Below are 14,690 nucleotides of genomic sequence, written 5' to 3'. Positions count from 1 at the left end.
CAGCGCGGAGACCGCGCGCCGCACCCGGCCTGTCGGGGACCGTCGAGACCTGTCGAGGCCCGTCGAGGCCCCTGCCGACGTCAGCGCAGACGTCCGCGCTTCGCCTGCATCGCCGCACGCCCTTCCGCGCCCTTGCGCTTCCAGTCCTTCAGGATCTCCGAGCGGAGCCGGGCATCGGTCTTGGCGACGATGCGGCGGTTCTCCCGGAGCAGCTTGCGGTAGCTGTCGAGACGGCGTTCGGGCAGTGAGCCGTCCTCGACGGCCGCGAGCACCGCGCAGCCCGGCTCCGCCTCGTGGGCGCAGTCGTGGAAGCGGCACTGCTGCGCGAACTCCTCGATCTCCGCGAAGACCTGACCGACGCCGGCCTCCGCGTCCCAGAGCCCGACACCGCGCAGCCCCGGGGTGTCGATGAGGACACCGCCACCGGGCAGGACGAGCAGGTTGCGGGTCGTGGTGGTGTGCCGGCCCTTGCCGTCGATGTCGCGGGTGGCCTGCACGTCCATCACGTCCTCGCCGAGGAGCGCGTTGGCGAGGGTGGACTTGCCCGCGCCGGAGACTCCGAGCAGCACGCTCGTACCACCGGAGACGACGGCGCCGAACACGTCCATGCCGTCGCCGGTCAGCGAACTGACGGTCAGTACCTGCACGCCGGGCGCGGTCGTCTCGACGTCCTGGACGAGATACGACAGCCCGGTCGCGTCCGGCACCAGGTCCGCCTTGGTGAGCACCACGATCGGCTGGGCCCCGCTCTCCCACGCGAGCGCCAGGAAGCGCTCGATCCGGCCGAGGTCCAGCTCGACGGCGAGCGAGACCGCGATGACGGCGTGGTCGACGTTGGCGGCGAGGATCTGCCCCTCGGAGCGGTTGGACGAGGTGGAGCGTACGAAGGCGGTCCGGCGCGGCAGATACGTCCGGACGAACCGGGGATCGCCGTCCGGGTCGACGGCCGCCCAGTCACCGGTGCAGACGACCCTCAGCGGATCGTGCGGGGTGACGAACGCCGTGTCGGCCCGGACCGGGCCGTCGGCCGTGACGACGTCGCACTGGCCGCGGTCGACCCGTACGACGCGGCCGGGCAGCAGACCCTGCTCGGCGTACGGAGCGAACTCGGCCTCCCAGCCCTCGTCCCAGCCGTAGGCGGACAGCGGATGCGAGGACGACGCGACCGGCGAAGACGACGACGGAAGAGAAGAGCGGGACGGAGAGAAAGACAAGGGGTGACCCTTCACATGGGTGGCCCCGGCACGCGCACACAGGCGCGGAGAAGATGAGGTGAGGTCAGCCGGAGACCACGGGGGTGGAGTGGATGAACATCTGAGTGAGGGCAGCGCCCAGCGCGATGACAGCCATCGTTCACACCTCCCGGATCCTGCTCGACCTGACGCGGCGACAGCGGGCCACCGCGGGAACGCCGTCACGTTAGCCCGGACCGCCGTTCCGGCGCCACGGGTTTTTCCCGGCCGTACCGGCGCGGGGCGGAAAACACCCGGTCGCCGCACGGGGTGTATCCATCCGCTCACTCCGTGTGGCGGGCCCGAATGATCACCCATAGCTTCGGCTCATGACGAAACGACAGATCAGGTGCCTCGCATGCACCGCAGTCGTCATGGTCTCGGGACTGGGCGCCGCCGCCCCCTCGTCCGGAGCGACCATGCGCGCGGTCCATCCGGGCGAATCCATCCAGGCAGCAGTGGACGCGGCGAAGCCGGGCGACACGATTTTCGTCGCACCCGGCACCTATCGCGAGAGCGTCCTTGTCACCACATCCGGTCTGACCCTGCGGGGCGCCGGCCCGGCCACCGTCATCCGGCCCGCCGCGGCCGGTGCGCGGGCCGCCAACGCCTGTGCGCAGATCGGCAGCGGCATCTGCGTACGGGGCACGGACAGCAAGCCCGTCAAGGATGTCACCGTCCGCTCTCTGACGCTGAGCGGCTTCGCGAAGAACGGTCTGTGGGCCACCCGCACCGACAGGCTCTCGGTCCGGAAGGTGACCGCGGAGAAGAACGGCACCTGGGGTCTCGCCCAGGAGCGCTCCACCCGGGGCGTGTTCCGCGAGAACACCGCCCGCTCCAACGGTGACGCCGGGATCTTCCTGGCGAACACCATCGACAGCGAGGGCGGCGCCACCGACATCGGCGGTGCGGTGATCGCCGGCAACCGGCTGTCGGACAACCGCATCGGCATCACCGTGCGGCGGGTCCGGAACCTCTCCGTACTCCGCAACGAGATCACCGCCAACTGCGCCGGCGTCTTCGTCGTGGGTGACGAGTCGAAGCCGGCGGCCGGCGCGATGACGATCGCACGCAACGTCGTCAGCAAGAACAACAAGCACTGTCCGGCCACGGCCCGGCTGCCCTTCCTCCAGGGCTCCGGCATCGTGCTCACCGGCTCCGAGGCCACCGTCGTCCGCAACAACAAGGTGACCGACAACGTGGGCACCTCGCCCCTGTCCGGCGGCATCGTCCTGTTCCAGAGCTTCGTGGGAGCGGCCAACACCGACAACGTCATCGAGAACAACCGGGTGACGGGCAACGGCAAGGCCGACCTCGCCAATGCCGCCGGCGGCGCGACCAACAAGTTCAGCGGCAACCGCTGTACGACGTCCGTACCCGCGGGGATGTGCTGAGCCCGTGACCGCGATCAGCCCCAACCCCCGTTTCACCGGGTCCGCCGGAGCGTGGACCCTCAGACGATTCGAGGCCGCATGACCACCGTAAGCCCCCGACCTGTCCGGCCCGTCGTGGACGACGTCGCCGCCCCTCCCCCGGCCATGCGCCTGCGCGAGCTCGTCTTCGGCGCGGCAGTGTCCGCGGCCGTCCGCGCGGCGGCCCGGCTCGGCGTGGCGGACGCTCTCGACGAGACGCCCACCACCGCCGAGGCGCTCGCCGTCAAGGTGACCACCGAGCCGCAGCCGCTGCGCCGGCTGCTGCGTGCGCTGTCCTGCTACGGGATCTTCGTGGAGACCGAGGACGGCACGTTCGCCCACACCCCCATGTCCCGCATGCTGCGCGAGGACGACCCGAACAGCCTGCGCTACATCTCCCTGTGGTGCACCGAGCCGTGGACCTGGGACGCCTGGCCGCGGCTGGACCAGGCCGTGCGCTCCGGCGAGAGCGTCTTCCAGGACCTGTACGGCAAGGGGTTCTTCGAGTACCTCCACGACGACGCCCGTGAGTCGGCGCACGTGTTCAACCGCGCGATGACCACCTCCAGCGTGCAGTCGGCGCAGGACGTCGCCGATCTGCTCGACCTCAAGGGCGTCAGGACGGTCGCCGACATCGGCGGCGGTCAGGGCCATGTGCTGGCCAGCCTGCTGGAGAAGCACCCGACGGTGAAGGGCACCCTGCTCGACCTGCCGGGCGTCGTGGCGAAGGCGGACCCGCGGCTGCGGGACGGCGGTCACCTCGCGGGCCGGGTCACCATCGTGGCCGGCGACTGCCGTCGCGAGATGCCGGTCGACGTCGACCTGTACGTCATCAAGAACATCCTGGAGTGGGACGACGAGAGCACCCGCAGCGCCCTGCGGAACGTCGTCGAGGCGGCCCGGCCCGGAGCGCGGGTCGTCGTGATCGAGAACCTGGTCGACGACACCCCGTCGATGAAGTTCACGACCGCCATGGACCTGCTTCTGCTGCTGAACGTGGGCGGCGCGAAGCACACCCAGAAGTCGATGACGGACCGGATGACGCAGGCGGGCCTGGTGGTCGGTGAGGTCCGTCCGGTCAACGCCTACCTCCACGCGTTCGAGTCCGTCGTGCCGGGGTGAGTCGGTCCCACCACCCCCGCTGCACGCCGACGCCCCGGGTCCTCCGATCAGGAGGAGCCGGGGCGTCGTCGCGGTCTCACGCGGTGCTGTCGCGTTCCCACCGGTAGAACTGACGGGCCATCGCGTCCTTGGGACTCCGCCAGGTCTGCGGGTCGTAGGGGCTGACGAACGCCGTCAGCCGGTCGCTGATGTCCTTGAACTCCGGGTGCTCGGTCACCTGCGCGATCGCCGGGCCCGGGGGGCGGTCCGACTCGATCAGATGCAGATACACATCGCCGAACTGGAACAGACTGCGCCGGGTGACTCCGACGAGGTGCGGCAGTTCGCCGCCGTCGGACTTCGCGAACAGCTCGGCGATGTCGGTGGCCGACTCGGGCGCCATACGCGCCACGATCAGCGCTCTGTGCGGGGAGGTCATCCGCTGTGCCCTTCCTTCCGGGTCAGTTGGAGGGAACCGCGGCGCCGCGGCTCTCCCGGTCGCGCTGCTCGATCTTGTCCTTGATGAGCGCCATCTGGACCTTCGAGTTGCGGTTGATGTTGTCGGTCATCCACTCGTCGTCAACGGGCGCGTCGGGCTTCATGGCGAAGTCCTGGCGCCAGAGCATCCGGGTGCCGCCGGCGACCTCGGAGTACTCCCAGTGGATGTTCATGTGCTCGAAGGGGCCGGTCTCGACGCGGCGGGCCTTCACCGTGCGTGCCTGACGGTTCGGGGTGCGCTCGGAGACCCAGCTCCAGACCGTCCCGTTCTCGTCCGGGTGCATGGTCAGCCGGAACGTCGTGGTGTCGCCCTGGCGCTCGATGACGTCGACGGAGGCGTACTCGCTGAACAGCTGCGGCCAGTTCTCCAGGTCGTTGGTCATGTCCCAGACGAGATCCAGCGGCGCTGCGACGACGATCTCGTTCTCGGTGTGTCCGGACACTTCAGGCTCCGCTCATGAGGGTGGTGTTGACGAGGTCGAGGAACTCCCGCGGGGTCTTGCACCGGTCGGCGTCGGGCGGGAGGGGACGGCCGTGCCGGTTCTCCAGCTCGCCGACGATGCCGAGCAGACCGAGCGAGTCGAGGCCGAACTCGTCGAAGCGGGTTTCGCTCCGGCCGGCGAGGTCGGCGGGATCCACGGTGAGTCCGGCGCCCTTCTTCATCAGGGCGGCGAGCTCTTCGATGGTCAGTACGTCTGACATGGCAGTTCTCCTTGTCACGAGTTGTCACGAGGGCGATCGGCCGCACCGCGCACCACCAGGGCCGCGTTCGAGCCCATCAGCCCGCGGCTCAGGACGAGGGCCGTACGCAGCGGCGCCTTGCGGGCCTTGCCCGTCACGACGTCGATGTCGTGGCAGACGTCGAAGACACCCGGGGTGGGCGGCACGACGCCGTGCTCCATCGCGAGTACCGCCGTGGCCACGTCGAGCACGGGCCCGCCGCAGTACGCCCGGCCGATGCCGGTCTTGGGCGCGGTCACCGGGACCCGGCGGCCGTGTGCGCCCAGGGCGTCGGCGATCGCCAGGGCCTCGGCACGGTCGGCCTCGGGCACACCGAGCGCGTCGGCGAAGACCACATCGATCTCCTCCGGGGCGCAGCCGGCCTGCTCGAGTGCGCCACGGATCGACATGGCCAGTCCTTCCCGGGACTCCTTCCACCGGGAAGGACCGGTGAAGGTGGCCCCGTGCCCGGCCACGTACGCGCGCGGCTGGACACCGCGGCGCAGCGCCGCCGACTCCTCCTCGACGACGAGCATCGCCCCGCCCTCGGCGGGGACGAAGCCACAGGCGTCCGAGGTGAAGGGCCGGTAGGCCCGGGCCGGGTCGTCGCAGGTGCTCAGATCCTGGTAGCCGAGCTGGCAGACGACCGAGTAGGGCGCGAGCGGGGCCTCGGCGGAGCCGACGACCACCGCGTTCGTGCCGCGGGCGACAGCGCCCGCGGCATGCGCGAAGGCGTCGAGGCCGCCCGCCTCGTCACTGGCCACCACACCGCAGGGGCCCTTGAAGCCCCCGCGGATGGATATCTGGCCGGTGCTCGCCGCGTAGAACCAGGCGATGGACTGGTACGGCCCGACGTAGCGGGAGCCCTGGCCCCACAGCCTCTGGAGCTCCCGCTGGCCGAACTCGCCGCCGCCCGAACCGGCGGCGGTGACGACACCGACGTCGTAGGGCTCGTCCTCGTAGTCGGCGCGGCCGAGCCGCGCGTCCTCGAGGGCGAGATCGGCGGCCGCCATCGCGAAGTGCGTGAACCGGTCGGTCTGGACGAGGTAACGCCCCTCGACCATGGTGGCCGGGTCCAGTCCGCGCACTTCGCCGGCGACGCGGAGGGGCAGATCGCCGCACCCCTCCCGGGTGACCCGGTCGAGGACGCTGATGCCCTCCTGCGTCGCCTTCCAGAAGACATCGGTACCGACCCCGTTGGGGGCGATGACACCGATCCCGGTGACAACCGTGCGCCGGTCGTTGCGGGTGCTCATCCTGACCTCCCACTGGGTCGGGTCATGACGACCGCCGACTGGAACCCTCCGAACCCACTGCCGACGGAGAGCACGCTGCGCAGCTTCCGGGGGCGGGCGGTGCGCGGCACGTAGTCCAGGTCGCACTCGGGGTCGGGGGTCTGGTAGTTGGCCGTCGGCGGGACCACCTGCCGGTCCATCGCCAGGACGCACGCGACGAGTTCGATGGCGCCGATGGCGCCCAGCGAGTGACCCACCATGGATTTGATGGAGCTCATGGGCGTCTTGTAGGCGTGGTCGCCGAGGGAACGTTTCACCGCCGCGGTCTCGTGGCGGTCGTTCTGCTTGGTTCCCGACCCGTGCGCGTTGACGTAGTCGATGGCGGAGCTGTTGATCCGGGCGTGGCCGAGGGCGGTGTCGATGGCGCGCGCCATCTCCAGGCCCTCGGGCGTCAGTCCGGTCATGTGGTACGCGTTGCCGAAGGTCGCGTAGCCACCGATCTCGCAGTACACGGTCGCGCCACGGGCGCGGGCGTGCTCCAGCTCCTCGAGGACGAGTACCGCTCCGCCCTCGCCCATGACGAACCCGTCACGGTCGGCGTCGAACGGCCGGGAGGCGTGCTCCGGGTCGTCGTTGTTCGCCGACGTCGCCTTGATCGCGTCGAAGCACGCCACGGTGATCGGGGATATGGGCGAGTCCGACGCGCCGGCTATGCACACGTCCATCCGCCCGTCCTCGATCGCGTGGAACGCGTAGCCGATCGCGTCGAGTCCGGAGGTGCAGCCCGTCGAGACGGTCTGCACCGGACCGTGGGCACCGATCTGTTCGGCGACCGCCGATGCGAGGGTGCTCGGCGAGAACGCGCGCTCGAGATATGGCCCCGCCGGGCGGTGGTCCACGTCCCAGCGCGCGCCCGAACCGCTGACGGCGACGTAGTCGTGCTCGAGGCGCGTGGTGCCGCCGACCGCGGTGCCGAGCGACACCCCGATCCGCCAGGGGTCCTCGTTCTCGGGGTCGAGACCGGAGTCCTGTACGGCTTCCCGGGCGGCCACCAGCGCGAACTGGATGTACCGGTCCGAGCGCGCCACCAGCTCGGCTTCGAGACCGTGCCGCGCGGGGTCGAAGTCGACCTCGGCGGCGATACGCGAGCGGAAGCCCTCGGGGTTGAAGAGCGTGATGCCCCTCGTTGCCGTGCGTCCGCTCGCGAGCAGGTCCCAGAACGCCGGGGCGCCGACACCGCCGGGGGCGACGATGCCGACCCCGGTGACCGCCACCCGCCGGTTCACGAAACGGCCCCAGTCCGTTCCGGCGGCCTGCCCTGCTCGGCAGCCTCCTCGACATGCTCGGTGTCGACGTGCCCGAGTTCGGGGCGCGGCGCGAGCGGGCCGAGGTGGAAGACCATACGGGCCTCCTCGTTGCCGACGTTGCGGAACCGGTGCCGCACGTTCAGCGGGATCATGAGGCCCTGGTCGGGACTCATGGAGTGCGTCTCGCCGTCCAGGTCCACCTCCAGGAGCCCCTTCACCACGTACACGAACTCCTCCGAGTACGGGTGGTAGTGCTCGGCGATGGACTCACCGGGCGGCACGATCGCCAGGCCCATGAACCCGCTCGTCGCGCCCACGGCCGTCGGCGTGAGCACGGCGCGCAGGTCACCGCCTCGCCGGGTGTTGGGCTGGGTCTCGCTGAGGTCCACGATGCGTGGGCTGTGCGTGGTCATGCTGCTTCCTCCAGATGCAGGGTCCCGGTGGTTCGGCCCGCTGGCCGCTTCGCCGGGCGCGGGGTCAGTGCGCCGTCAGGACTCGGGCGGCGCGCTCCGGTCGGTGATGAGCTGCATGTCGGAGCGCGCGAGGAAGCGCGAGATCTCCGCGTCGGTGGTCGGCACGCCCTCCTCGCCGTCGGCGAGGAGCTTGGCGAGGCAGGCGGCCTTGCGGTCACCCGCGACGCCGAGTGCCAGTGCGGGGTGCCCGTCCAGCGGCCCCACGACGTCCACCAGGCGGACAACGATGTCGTCGCGCTGGAAGACCGTGCTGCCGGCGATCGGGTTCCCGGGGCTGTCGGCCGCCGCCTCGTCCTGCTTGGCGAGCATCCGGGCCAGGGCCATCCCGCAGCCCTCCTTGGCCTGGTAGAACAGCGCGTGCCGGTTGAGCTCGTCGGTGTCCATTCCGTCGCCCGCGACATGGTGCACGGCGGGCAGTGCGGCACGGGTGAAGAAGAGCCGCGCGGAGTTGGAGTCGTCGAGATCCCGGTCCTGCTCCAGGTACGGGTTGATGGCGTCCTCGACGGCCCGCACCTCGGGCTGCCGTGCCACATGCCGCAGTGCGGCCATCAGGTCGCCCTGCACCTCGATCGCCCTGACGACACGGTTGCCGTGCATGAAGAGCGAGGTGCGGCGCAGCCGGGTGTTGTCGTCGACGCGAGCCGACGGCGAGGTGTAGCCGGCAAGGATCTTGGCGACCTTCTCCTCGGTGCCCGGCTTGACCGTGAAGGTCAGCGCGTGCCGGACCACTCCGTCGCCGACGCGAGGAGCCGCCTGGAGGCCGCCCTTGCTGGGTGCGAAGGACTCGGTGAACGGCGCTCCGGTCTCCCGCAGCACGCTGAAGCGCAGCGAACGCGTGTCCCGTACGCAGCTGTGGAGCGGCTGGACCGTCTCCACGTGCTCCTCGCTGTTGACCCACGCGAGGAAGGGCGGTGCGCTCTCCCACTCGCTCGTGATGAGCCACTGCGACGGGTTCTCGATCGACTGGCAGAGCTGGTCGTTGATGTGCCCCGGTACGGAGGCGACCTGGTTCCGCATGTGCTCGTACGCCTCGAGGAACTGCTTCTGCGCCCCGTCGTGGAGGTCCAGCAGCAAAATCACCCGAAGCCTGGAGCCGTCGAAGGCGGACTGCGATATCCGTTCCGACAAGGTTGTCATCCTTGTTCACACTCCTTCGCGACCGTGCCAGACATGGCCCGTCGTCAGTTGTCGGTGGAATCCGCACGGTCGAGCCCTGCGGATCCGCAACGATCGCCCCACATGGCCCGGGGGCGCTCCCGCAACCGATCGTGGTCCGGGCCCGCGTCCGGCGCGAGAGCTGAGCACCATGCGGGTGAATGGGCGAGGGAACCCCTGTCCCGCCGGGCATCTAGTTCCCATGGAAGAGAACGCCGATCACCGCGTGCCGGTACTGATCGTCGGCGGGTCCCTGGTGGGCCTGGCCACCTCGATGTTCCTGAGCCGTCATGGCATCGGGCATCTGCTCGTCGAGAAGCACTCGGGCACATCCACACATCCCCGCGGCCGAGGAATGAACGTCCGCACGATGGAGCTGTTCCGCGTCTGCGGAGTGGAACAGGACATCCGCGAGGCGGCGGCCGTCCTCGCCGACAACCACGGAATCCTTCAGGGCGGGTCCCTGACGGGCAATGACTCCGCCTGGCTGTTCAAGGAGATCGACCCGGGCGGCCGGCTGGCGCGGATCAGTCCCGCCGGCTGGTGCCTGTGCAGCCAGAACGACATCGAGCCGGTGCTCTCCGAGCATTCGCGACGGCTCGGGGCGCAGATGCTGTACTCGAACGAGATGCTCTCGTTCGAGCAGGACGCCAACGGTGTCAGCGCGATCGTCAAGGACCGTACGACCGGCGAGCACAGGACCGTGCGCGCCGACTACCTCGTCGCCGCCGACGGGCCGCGCAGTCCCGTCCGGGAACAGCTGGGCATCGGCCAGACCGGCAACGGCGAGCTGTTCCACAACGTCAGCGTCACCTTCAACTCCCGGCAGCTCGCGGACGTCGTCGGGGACCGGCGCTTCATCGTCTGCTACCTGACCAGGCCCGGGGCGGACGGCGCCCTGCTGCCCGTGAACAACGTCGACCGCTGGGTCTTCCACGCGCCGTGGCACCCCGAGGACGGTGAGACCCTCGACGACTTCACCGACGAGCGGTGCGCCGACCACATCCGCCGCGCGGTCGGGGCCGAGGACCTGGATGTCGAGATCACCGGCAAGGCGCCGTGGCACGCGGCCGAACGAGTCGCGGAACGCTACTCGGACGGCCGTGTCTTCCTCGCCGGCGACTCCGCCCACGAGATGTCCCCGACCGGCGCGTTCGGCTCGAACACCGGTATCCAGGACGCCCACAACATCGCCTGGAAGCTGGCGGCGGTGCTGAAGGGCTGGGCCGGACCGGGGCTGCTCGACACCTACGGCAGGGAGCGGCTGCCGGTCGCCCGGGTCACCAGCGAGCGTGCCTCGGCCCGCTCGGCGGAGCACAGCCACCCCGGCTACGCACCCTCGCCCACCTCGGGCGGCGGCCGGCAGGGCGGTGTGCTGATGGTGGCGATGGGCTACGGCTACCGCTCGGGCGCGGTCGTCGGCGTCGACCCCTCGCTGGCCGTGGTGCCCGAGCGCATGCAGCTCTCGGGGGACCCCGGCACCCGGGCCCCGCACATCTGGGTCACCGGACAGAACGGCCGGGTGTCGACGGTGGACCTGTACGAGCAGTCGCTCGTGCTGCTGTGCGCCGAGAACTCACCGTGGCGCGACGGCGCCCGCAAGGCCGCCGCGGGACTGTCCGTACCTCTGGAGGCCTACGCGATCGGCAGCGGGCCCGCCGCCGATCTCGCCCCGGAGGACGGGGAGGACTGGGCCGAGAGGCACGGCACCACCCCCGAGGGCGCGGTGCTCGTCCGCCCCGACGGCTTCGTGGCCTGGCGTTCGCCGGGTGCGGCGGCCGATCCCGAGGCGACGCTGCGGAAGGTGCTCACGGAGGTTCTGAGCCTGGGCTGAGTACTTCCCGGGCGTACAGCAGGTCCGGCACGCGCGACGCATCTGGGCAAACGCGTCGCGCGTGCGGCCGTTGCGCTCTACGGTGCGCGGATAGCCCACCGTATGCGGGAGGTGTAGAAATAGGACATGGCCGCACGCTACGGCCGCCGGCGCTCGGTTCTCAGGATGAGAACCCTCGCAGGTCAGGTCTTTCTCCTGCAGGTGGCGATCGTGGTGTTGCTCGTCGCCGCAGGCATGGGCGCGCTCGTTCTGCAGTCCCGGTCGGACAGTGAGCGCGAGGCCCGCAACCGTTCGGTGGCGGTGGCCGAGACGTTCGCGCACTCGCCCGGCATCGAGGCCGCGCTGGAGAGCCCGGACCCCACCGCGATTCTCCAGCCGCGCGCCGAGGAGGCGCGAAAACGTTCCGGCGTCGACTTCATCGTCGTCCTCAACACCCAGGGCATCCGCTACACCCATCCGCTCCCCGACCGGATCGGCAAGCAGTTCGTCGGCAACCTGGCTCCGGCACGGGCCGGCAAGGTGGTCACCGAGAAGATCACCGGGACCATCGGGCCGCTCGTCCAGGCCGTGGTGCCGGTGCGGGGCGCCGACGGGGCGGTCATCGGCATGGTGTCGGCGGGCATCACGATCGACCATGTCAGCGGTGTCGTGGAGGACCAGTTCCCGCTGCTGCTGGGCGCCGCGGGCGTCGTGCTGCTGCTGACCACCGGCGGCACGGCACTGGTCAGCAGACGGCTGCGACGGCAGACGCACGGCCTCGGGCCCACCGAGATGACCCGGATGTACGAGCACCACGACGCCGTTCTGCACGCCGTACGGGAAGGCGTGCTCATCGTCGACGGCGAGGGGCGGCTGCTGCTCGCCAACGACGAGGCGCGGAGACTGCTGAGTCTTCCGGCGGACGTGGAGGGCCGGCCGGTCGCCGAGCTGGGTCTGGACCCCCGTACCGCCGAGCTGCTGACCTCGGGGCGCATCGCCAGCGACGAGGTGCATATGGTCGGCGACCGGCTGCTCGCAGTGAACCAGCGCTCGACCGACGCGGACGGCGGACCGCCCGGCAGTGTGGCGACGGTCCGCGACACCACCGAGCTCCAGGCACTCAGCGGCCGGGCGGACGTGGCCCAGGCGCGGCTGAAGCTGCTCTACGACGCCGGCACGGAGATCGGCACCACGCTGGACGTGGTGCGCACCTGCGAGGAGCTGACGGAGTTCTCCGTCGGCCGCTTCGCCGACTACGCCACGGTCGACCTGATGTCCGCCGTGCTGCGCGGCGAGGAGCCGACGCCGAGCGGCGGCGGCGCGGAGATGCACCGCGTGGCGTTCCACGGGCTGCGGCAGGACTCGGCGCTCTATCCGCTGGGCACGGCCATCCGCTTTCTGCCGACCACTCCGATGGGCGCGGGCATCGGCAAGGGCGAAGCCGTCCTGGAGCCGGATCTCGCCGCCCTCAGAGGCTGGCAGCAGCAGTCGCCCGTCCGGGCGCAGAAGCTGGTCGACTCCGGATTTCATTCCATGATCGCGGTGCCTCTGCGAGCGCGCGGGGTGATCCTGGGGGTGGCGATGTTCTGGCGCTCCCAGCGGCCGGAGGCCTTCGAGGAGGAGGACCTCTCCCTCGCCGAGGAACTGGTCGCCAGGGCCGCGGTGAGCGTGGACAACGCCCGCCGGTACACGCGCGAGCACACGATGGCGGTGACGCTCCAGCGCAGTCTGCTCCCCCGCGGGCTGCCGGAGCAGAACGCCCTGGACGTCGCCTTCCGCTACCGCCCCGCCCAGGCGGGCCTCGGCGGGCTCGGCGGAGTGGGCGGCGACTGGTTCGACATCATCCCGCTGCCGGGTGCCCGGGTGGCGCTCGTCGTCGGCGACGTCGTGGGGCACGGGCTGCACGCCGCGGCCACCATGGGCCGTCTGCGGACGGCGGTGCACAACTTCTCCACGCTGGATCTGCCGCCCGACGAGCTGCTGTGGCATCTGGACGAACTGGTCGCCCGGATCGACCAGGAGGAGGTCGCCGACGGCAGTGATACCGGCAAGGCGAGCGTCACCGGCGCGACCTGCCTCTACGCGATCTACGACCCGTCCACCGGTACGTGCACGATGGCGCGGGCCGGGCACGTCCAGCCGGTGGTGCTCCACGCGAACGGCACCGCGGACTTCGCGGAGGTCCCCGGTGGTCCACCGCTCGGTCTCGGCGGACTGCCGTTCGAGACGCTGGAGCTCCAGTTGCCGGAGAACAGCAGTCTGGTGCTGTACACGGACGGTCTGGTCGAGGATCGCGAGCGGGACATCGACGACAGTCTGGCCCTGCTGCGCCGTACCGTCGCGGGGCATCCCGACCGCAGTCCCGACGAGACGTGCGAGGCGGTGCTCCAGGCCCTGCTCCCGGAGCGCCCGCGGGACGACATCGCTCTGCTGGTGGGGCGTACCCGGGTGCTCGACCCGGCGAAGGTGGCGGACTGGGAGGTCCGGCAGGATCCGTCGGCGGTGGGCGAGGTCCGGGGGGCCGTGGCACGCACGCTGACGGAGTGGGGTCTGGAGGAGGAGGCGTTCACGACGGAGCTGATCCTCAGCGAGCTCGTCACCAACGCCATCCGCTACGCCATCGGGCCGATCCATGTCCGGCTGATCCTGGACCGCAGCCTGATCTGCGAGGTCTCCGACCACAGCAGCACCTCGCCACATCTGCGCCAGGCCGCGACCACCGACGAGGGGGGCCGCGGGCTGTTCCTGGTGGCCCAGTTCGCCGACCGCTGGGGCACCCGGTACACACCGGACGGCAAGGTGATCTGGACGGAGCAGCCGTTGCCGTCCGAGGACCTGTGACGGGTGGTGAGGGCGCCGGGGTGCTGTGGATCGGCGGCCCGCCCGGCGCCGGCAAGACGACCGTGGCCAGGCTGCTCGCCCGTCGGCACGGTCTGCGCTGGTACAACGCCGACGCGCACACCTGGGAGCACCGGGACCGCGCGCTCGCGGCGGGCCACCCGGCGGCGGTGAGGTGGGAGGCACTGTCGCGTGGGGAGCGGTGGACGGCGCCGGTGGCGGAGATGCTCGCGATGTCCCTGCACCGCGAACGCGGGCCCATGATCCTCGATGATCTCCGGGCGCTGCCGCCCGCCCCGCTGACCGTCGCCGAGGGCACCCCGGTCACGCCCTCGGTCACCGGCGCCGCCGCCGCGGTGTGGCTGCTGCCCACGCCGGCGGTGCAGGAGGCCCGGTTGGCCGAACGCGGTCTGGAGCGGGGCCAGAAGGAGCTCTACCGGTTCCTGGTCCGCGAGATCGCCGAGGAGGTGGAGGCGTACGTGGGTGCGACGGTCGTGGTGGACGGCAGCGACAGCGTCGAGGACACGCTTGCCGAGGTCGGGAAACACCTCGCGGCGGCACTGGCCGAGGGCCCGGTGGAACGGACGGCGGCCGGGCGCGGTGAGCTGCTGCGGTATGCGAACCGGGCTGTCGTCTCCCAGTACCTGGCCTTCTTCGCCCGGCCGTGGGCACCGGGAGATCCGCGGACGACGGTCCTCGCCTTCGCCTGCGAGTGCGGTGCGGACGGGTGCGAGGAGGATGTACGGCTCGCGGTCGCCGCGTTTCCGCAGAGCCCGGTGCTCGCGCCGGGACACGGATGACCGGGGACGCGGACAGGGGGCCGAGGCGAGGGACGCCGGTGGTGCGGTCGGCCCCTGCCGGCCGACCGCGCGCAACTGCCCGCATGGCGGCGGCCGGACGGATCAC

The 14,690-nt window shown here is 70.9% G+C and carries 13 protein-coding genes; 5 read left to right on the top strand and 8 right to left on the bottom strand.

The window, feature by feature from the left end:
* Positions 1–80: 80 nt before the first annotated feature.
* Positions 81–1,214, bottom strand: a complete 1,134-nt coding sequence (gene rsgA / locus ACFWU3_RS14430; RefSeq protein ID WP_384436096.1) for a ribosome small subunit-dependent GTPase A — start codon at positions 1,212–1,214, stop codon at positions 81–83.
* Positions 1,215–1,561: 347 nt separating this feature from the next.
* Between rsgA and ACFWU3_RS14425 the strand changes: the two genes are divergently transcribed.
* Together ACFWU3_RS14425 and ACFWU3_RS14420 are read left to right on the top strand one after the other, a co-directional pair.
* On the top strand, positions 1,562–2,626 hold the full coding sequence (locus ACFWU3_RS14425) for a nitrous oxide reductase family maturation protein NosD (RefSeq protein ID WP_384436093.1): 1,065 nt from the start codon (positions 1,562–1,564) through the stop codon (positions 2,624–2,626).
* 78 nt (positions 2,627–2,704) lie between these two features.
* Positions 2,705–3,766 carry a methyltransferase gene (locus tag ACFWU3_RS14420; RefSeq protein ID WP_384436090.1) on the top strand — a complete coding sequence of 354 codons (1,062 nt, stop codon included), beginning with the start codon at positions 2,705–2,707 and terminating at the stop codon, positions 3,764–3,766.
* Positions 3,767–3,842: 76 nt separating this feature from the next.
* Here the strand turns inward: ACFWU3_RS14420 and ACFWU3_RS14415 are convergent, their stop codons facing one another.
* From ACFWU3_RS14415 to ACFWU3_RS14385, 7 genes are all read right to left on the bottom strand, one after another.
* On the bottom strand, positions 3,843–4,184 hold the full coding sequence (locus ACFWU3_RS14415) for a TcmI family type II polyketide cyclase (RefSeq protein ID WP_384436087.1): 342 nt from the start codon (positions 4,182–4,184) through the stop codon (positions 3,843–3,845).
* 22 nt (positions 4,185–4,206) lie between these two features.
* On the bottom strand, positions 4,207–4,686 hold the full coding sequence (locus ACFWU3_RS14410) for an SRPBCC family protein (RefSeq protein WP_384436084.1): 480 nt from the start codon (positions 4,684–4,686) through the stop codon (positions 4,207–4,209).
* Between the two features lies 1 nt (position 4,687).
* On the bottom strand, positions 4,688–4,945 hold the full coding sequence (locus ACFWU3_RS14405; RefSeq protein ID WP_313943428.1) for an acyl carrier protein: 258 nt from the start codon (positions 4,943–4,945) through the stop codon (positions 4,688–4,690).
* 14 nt (positions 4,946–4,959) lie between these two features.
* A complete protein-coding gene (locus tag ACFWU3_RS14400; RefSeq protein WP_384436081.1) occupies positions 4,960–6,219 on the bottom strand; it encodes a ketosynthase chain-length factor in 1,260 nt (419 codons plus the stop codon).
* Positions 6,216–7,484, bottom strand: a complete 1,269-nt coding sequence (locus ACFWU3_RS14395) for a beta-ketoacyl-[acyl-carrier-protein] synthase family protein (protein ID WP_384436078.1) — start codon at positions 7,482–7,484, stop codon at positions 6,216–6,218. Before ACFWU3_RS14395 ends, ACFWU3_RS14400 begins: the two co-directional genes overlap by 4 nt.
* Entirely contained in the window at positions 7,481–7,918 is a 438-nt protein-coding gene (locus tag ACFWU3_RS14390) for a cupin domain-containing protein (protein WP_313943431.1), read from the bottom strand. Before ACFWU3_RS14390 ends, ACFWU3_RS14395 begins: the two co-directional genes overlap by 4 nt.
* Positions 7,919–7,993: 75 nt before the next feature.
* On the bottom strand, positions 7,994–9,115 hold the full coding sequence (locus tag ACFWU3_RS14385; protein WP_384436072.1) for a SchA/CurD-like domain-containing protein: 1,122 nt from the start codon (positions 9,113–9,115) through the stop codon (positions 7,994–7,996).
* A gap of 220 nt (positions 9,116–9,335) precedes the next feature.
* Between ACFWU3_RS14385 and ACFWU3_RS14380 the strand changes: the two genes are divergently transcribed.
* The 3 genes from ACFWU3_RS14380 to ACFWU3_RS14370 all read left to right on the top strand — a co-directional run bounded on the left by ACFWU3_RS14380 (position 9,336) and on the right by ACFWU3_RS14370 (position 14,584).
* Positions 9,336–10,967 carry an FAD-dependent oxidoreductase gene (locus ACFWU3_RS14380; protein ID WP_384436069.1) on the top strand — a complete coding sequence of 544 codons (1,632 nt, stop codon included), beginning with the start codon at positions 9,336–9,338 and terminating at the stop codon, positions 10,965–10,967.
* 126 nt (positions 10,968–11,093) lie between these two features.
* Complete coding sequence (locus tag ACFWU3_RS14375) at positions 11,094–13,787, top strand: SpoIIE family protein phosphatase (RefSeq protein WP_384436066.1); 2,694 nt, start codon at positions 11,094–11,096, stop codon at positions 13,785–13,787.
* Positions 13,784–14,584: a hypothetical protein gene (locus ACFWU3_RS14370; RefSeq protein WP_384436063.1), complete on the top strand. Its 801-nt coding sequence runs from the start codon at positions 13,784–13,786 to the stop codon at positions 14,582–14,584. Before ACFWU3_RS14375 ends, ACFWU3_RS14370 begins: the two co-directional genes overlap by 4 nt.
* Positions 14,585–14,690: the final 106 nt, after the last annotated feature.

This window comes from Streptomyces sp. NPDC058685 (assembly GCF_042714725.1).
In the GTDB taxonomy this organism is placed as follows: Bacteria; Actinomycetota; Actinomycetes; order Streptomycetales; family Streptomycetaceae; genus Streptomyces.
This window is presented reverse-complemented; position numbering and strand designations above follow the sequence as displayed.

What these genes read in the sequence shown, in the direction of transcription:
- ACFWU3_RS14425 (WP_384436093.1), top strand. Translation starts at nt 1,562, where the DNA reads ATGACGAAACGACAGATCAGGTGCCTCGCATGCACCGCAGTCGTCATG.
- ACFWU3_RS14420 (WP_384436090.1), top strand. Translation starts at nt 2,705, where the DNA reads ATGACCACCGTAAGCCCCCGACCTGTCCGGCCCGTCGTGGACGACGTC.
- ACFWU3_RS14415 (WP_384436087.1), bottom strand. Translation starts at nt 4,184, where the DNA reads ATGACCTCCCCGCACAGAGCGCTGATCGTGGCGCGTATGGCGCCCGAG.
- ACFWU3_RS14405 (WP_313943428.1), bottom strand. Translation starts at nt 4,945, where the DNA reads ATGTCAGACGTACTGACCATCGAAGAGCTCGCCGCCCTGATGAAGAAG.
- ACFWU3_RS14400 (WP_384436081.1), bottom strand. Translation starts at nt 6,219, where the DNA reads ATGAGCACCCGCAACGACCGGCGCACGGTTGTCACCGGGATCGGTGTC.
- ACFWU3_RS14390 (WP_313943431.1), bottom strand. Translation starts at nt 7,918, where the DNA reads ATGACCACGCACAGCCCACGCATCGTGGACCTCAGCGAGACCCAGCCC.
- ACFWU3_RS14385 (WP_384436072.1), bottom strand. Translation starts at nt 9,115, where the DNA reads ATGACAACCTTGTCGGAACGGATATCGCAGTCCGCCTTCGACGGCTCC.
- ACFWU3_RS14380 (WP_384436069.1), top strand. Translation starts at nt 9,336, where the DNA reads ATGGAAGAGAACGCCGATCACCGCGTGCCGGTACTGATCGTCGGCGGG.
- ACFWU3_RS14375 (WP_384436066.1), top strand. Translation starts at nt 11,094, where the DNA reads ATGGCCGCACGCTACGGCCGCCGGCGCTCGGTTCTCAGGATGAGAACC.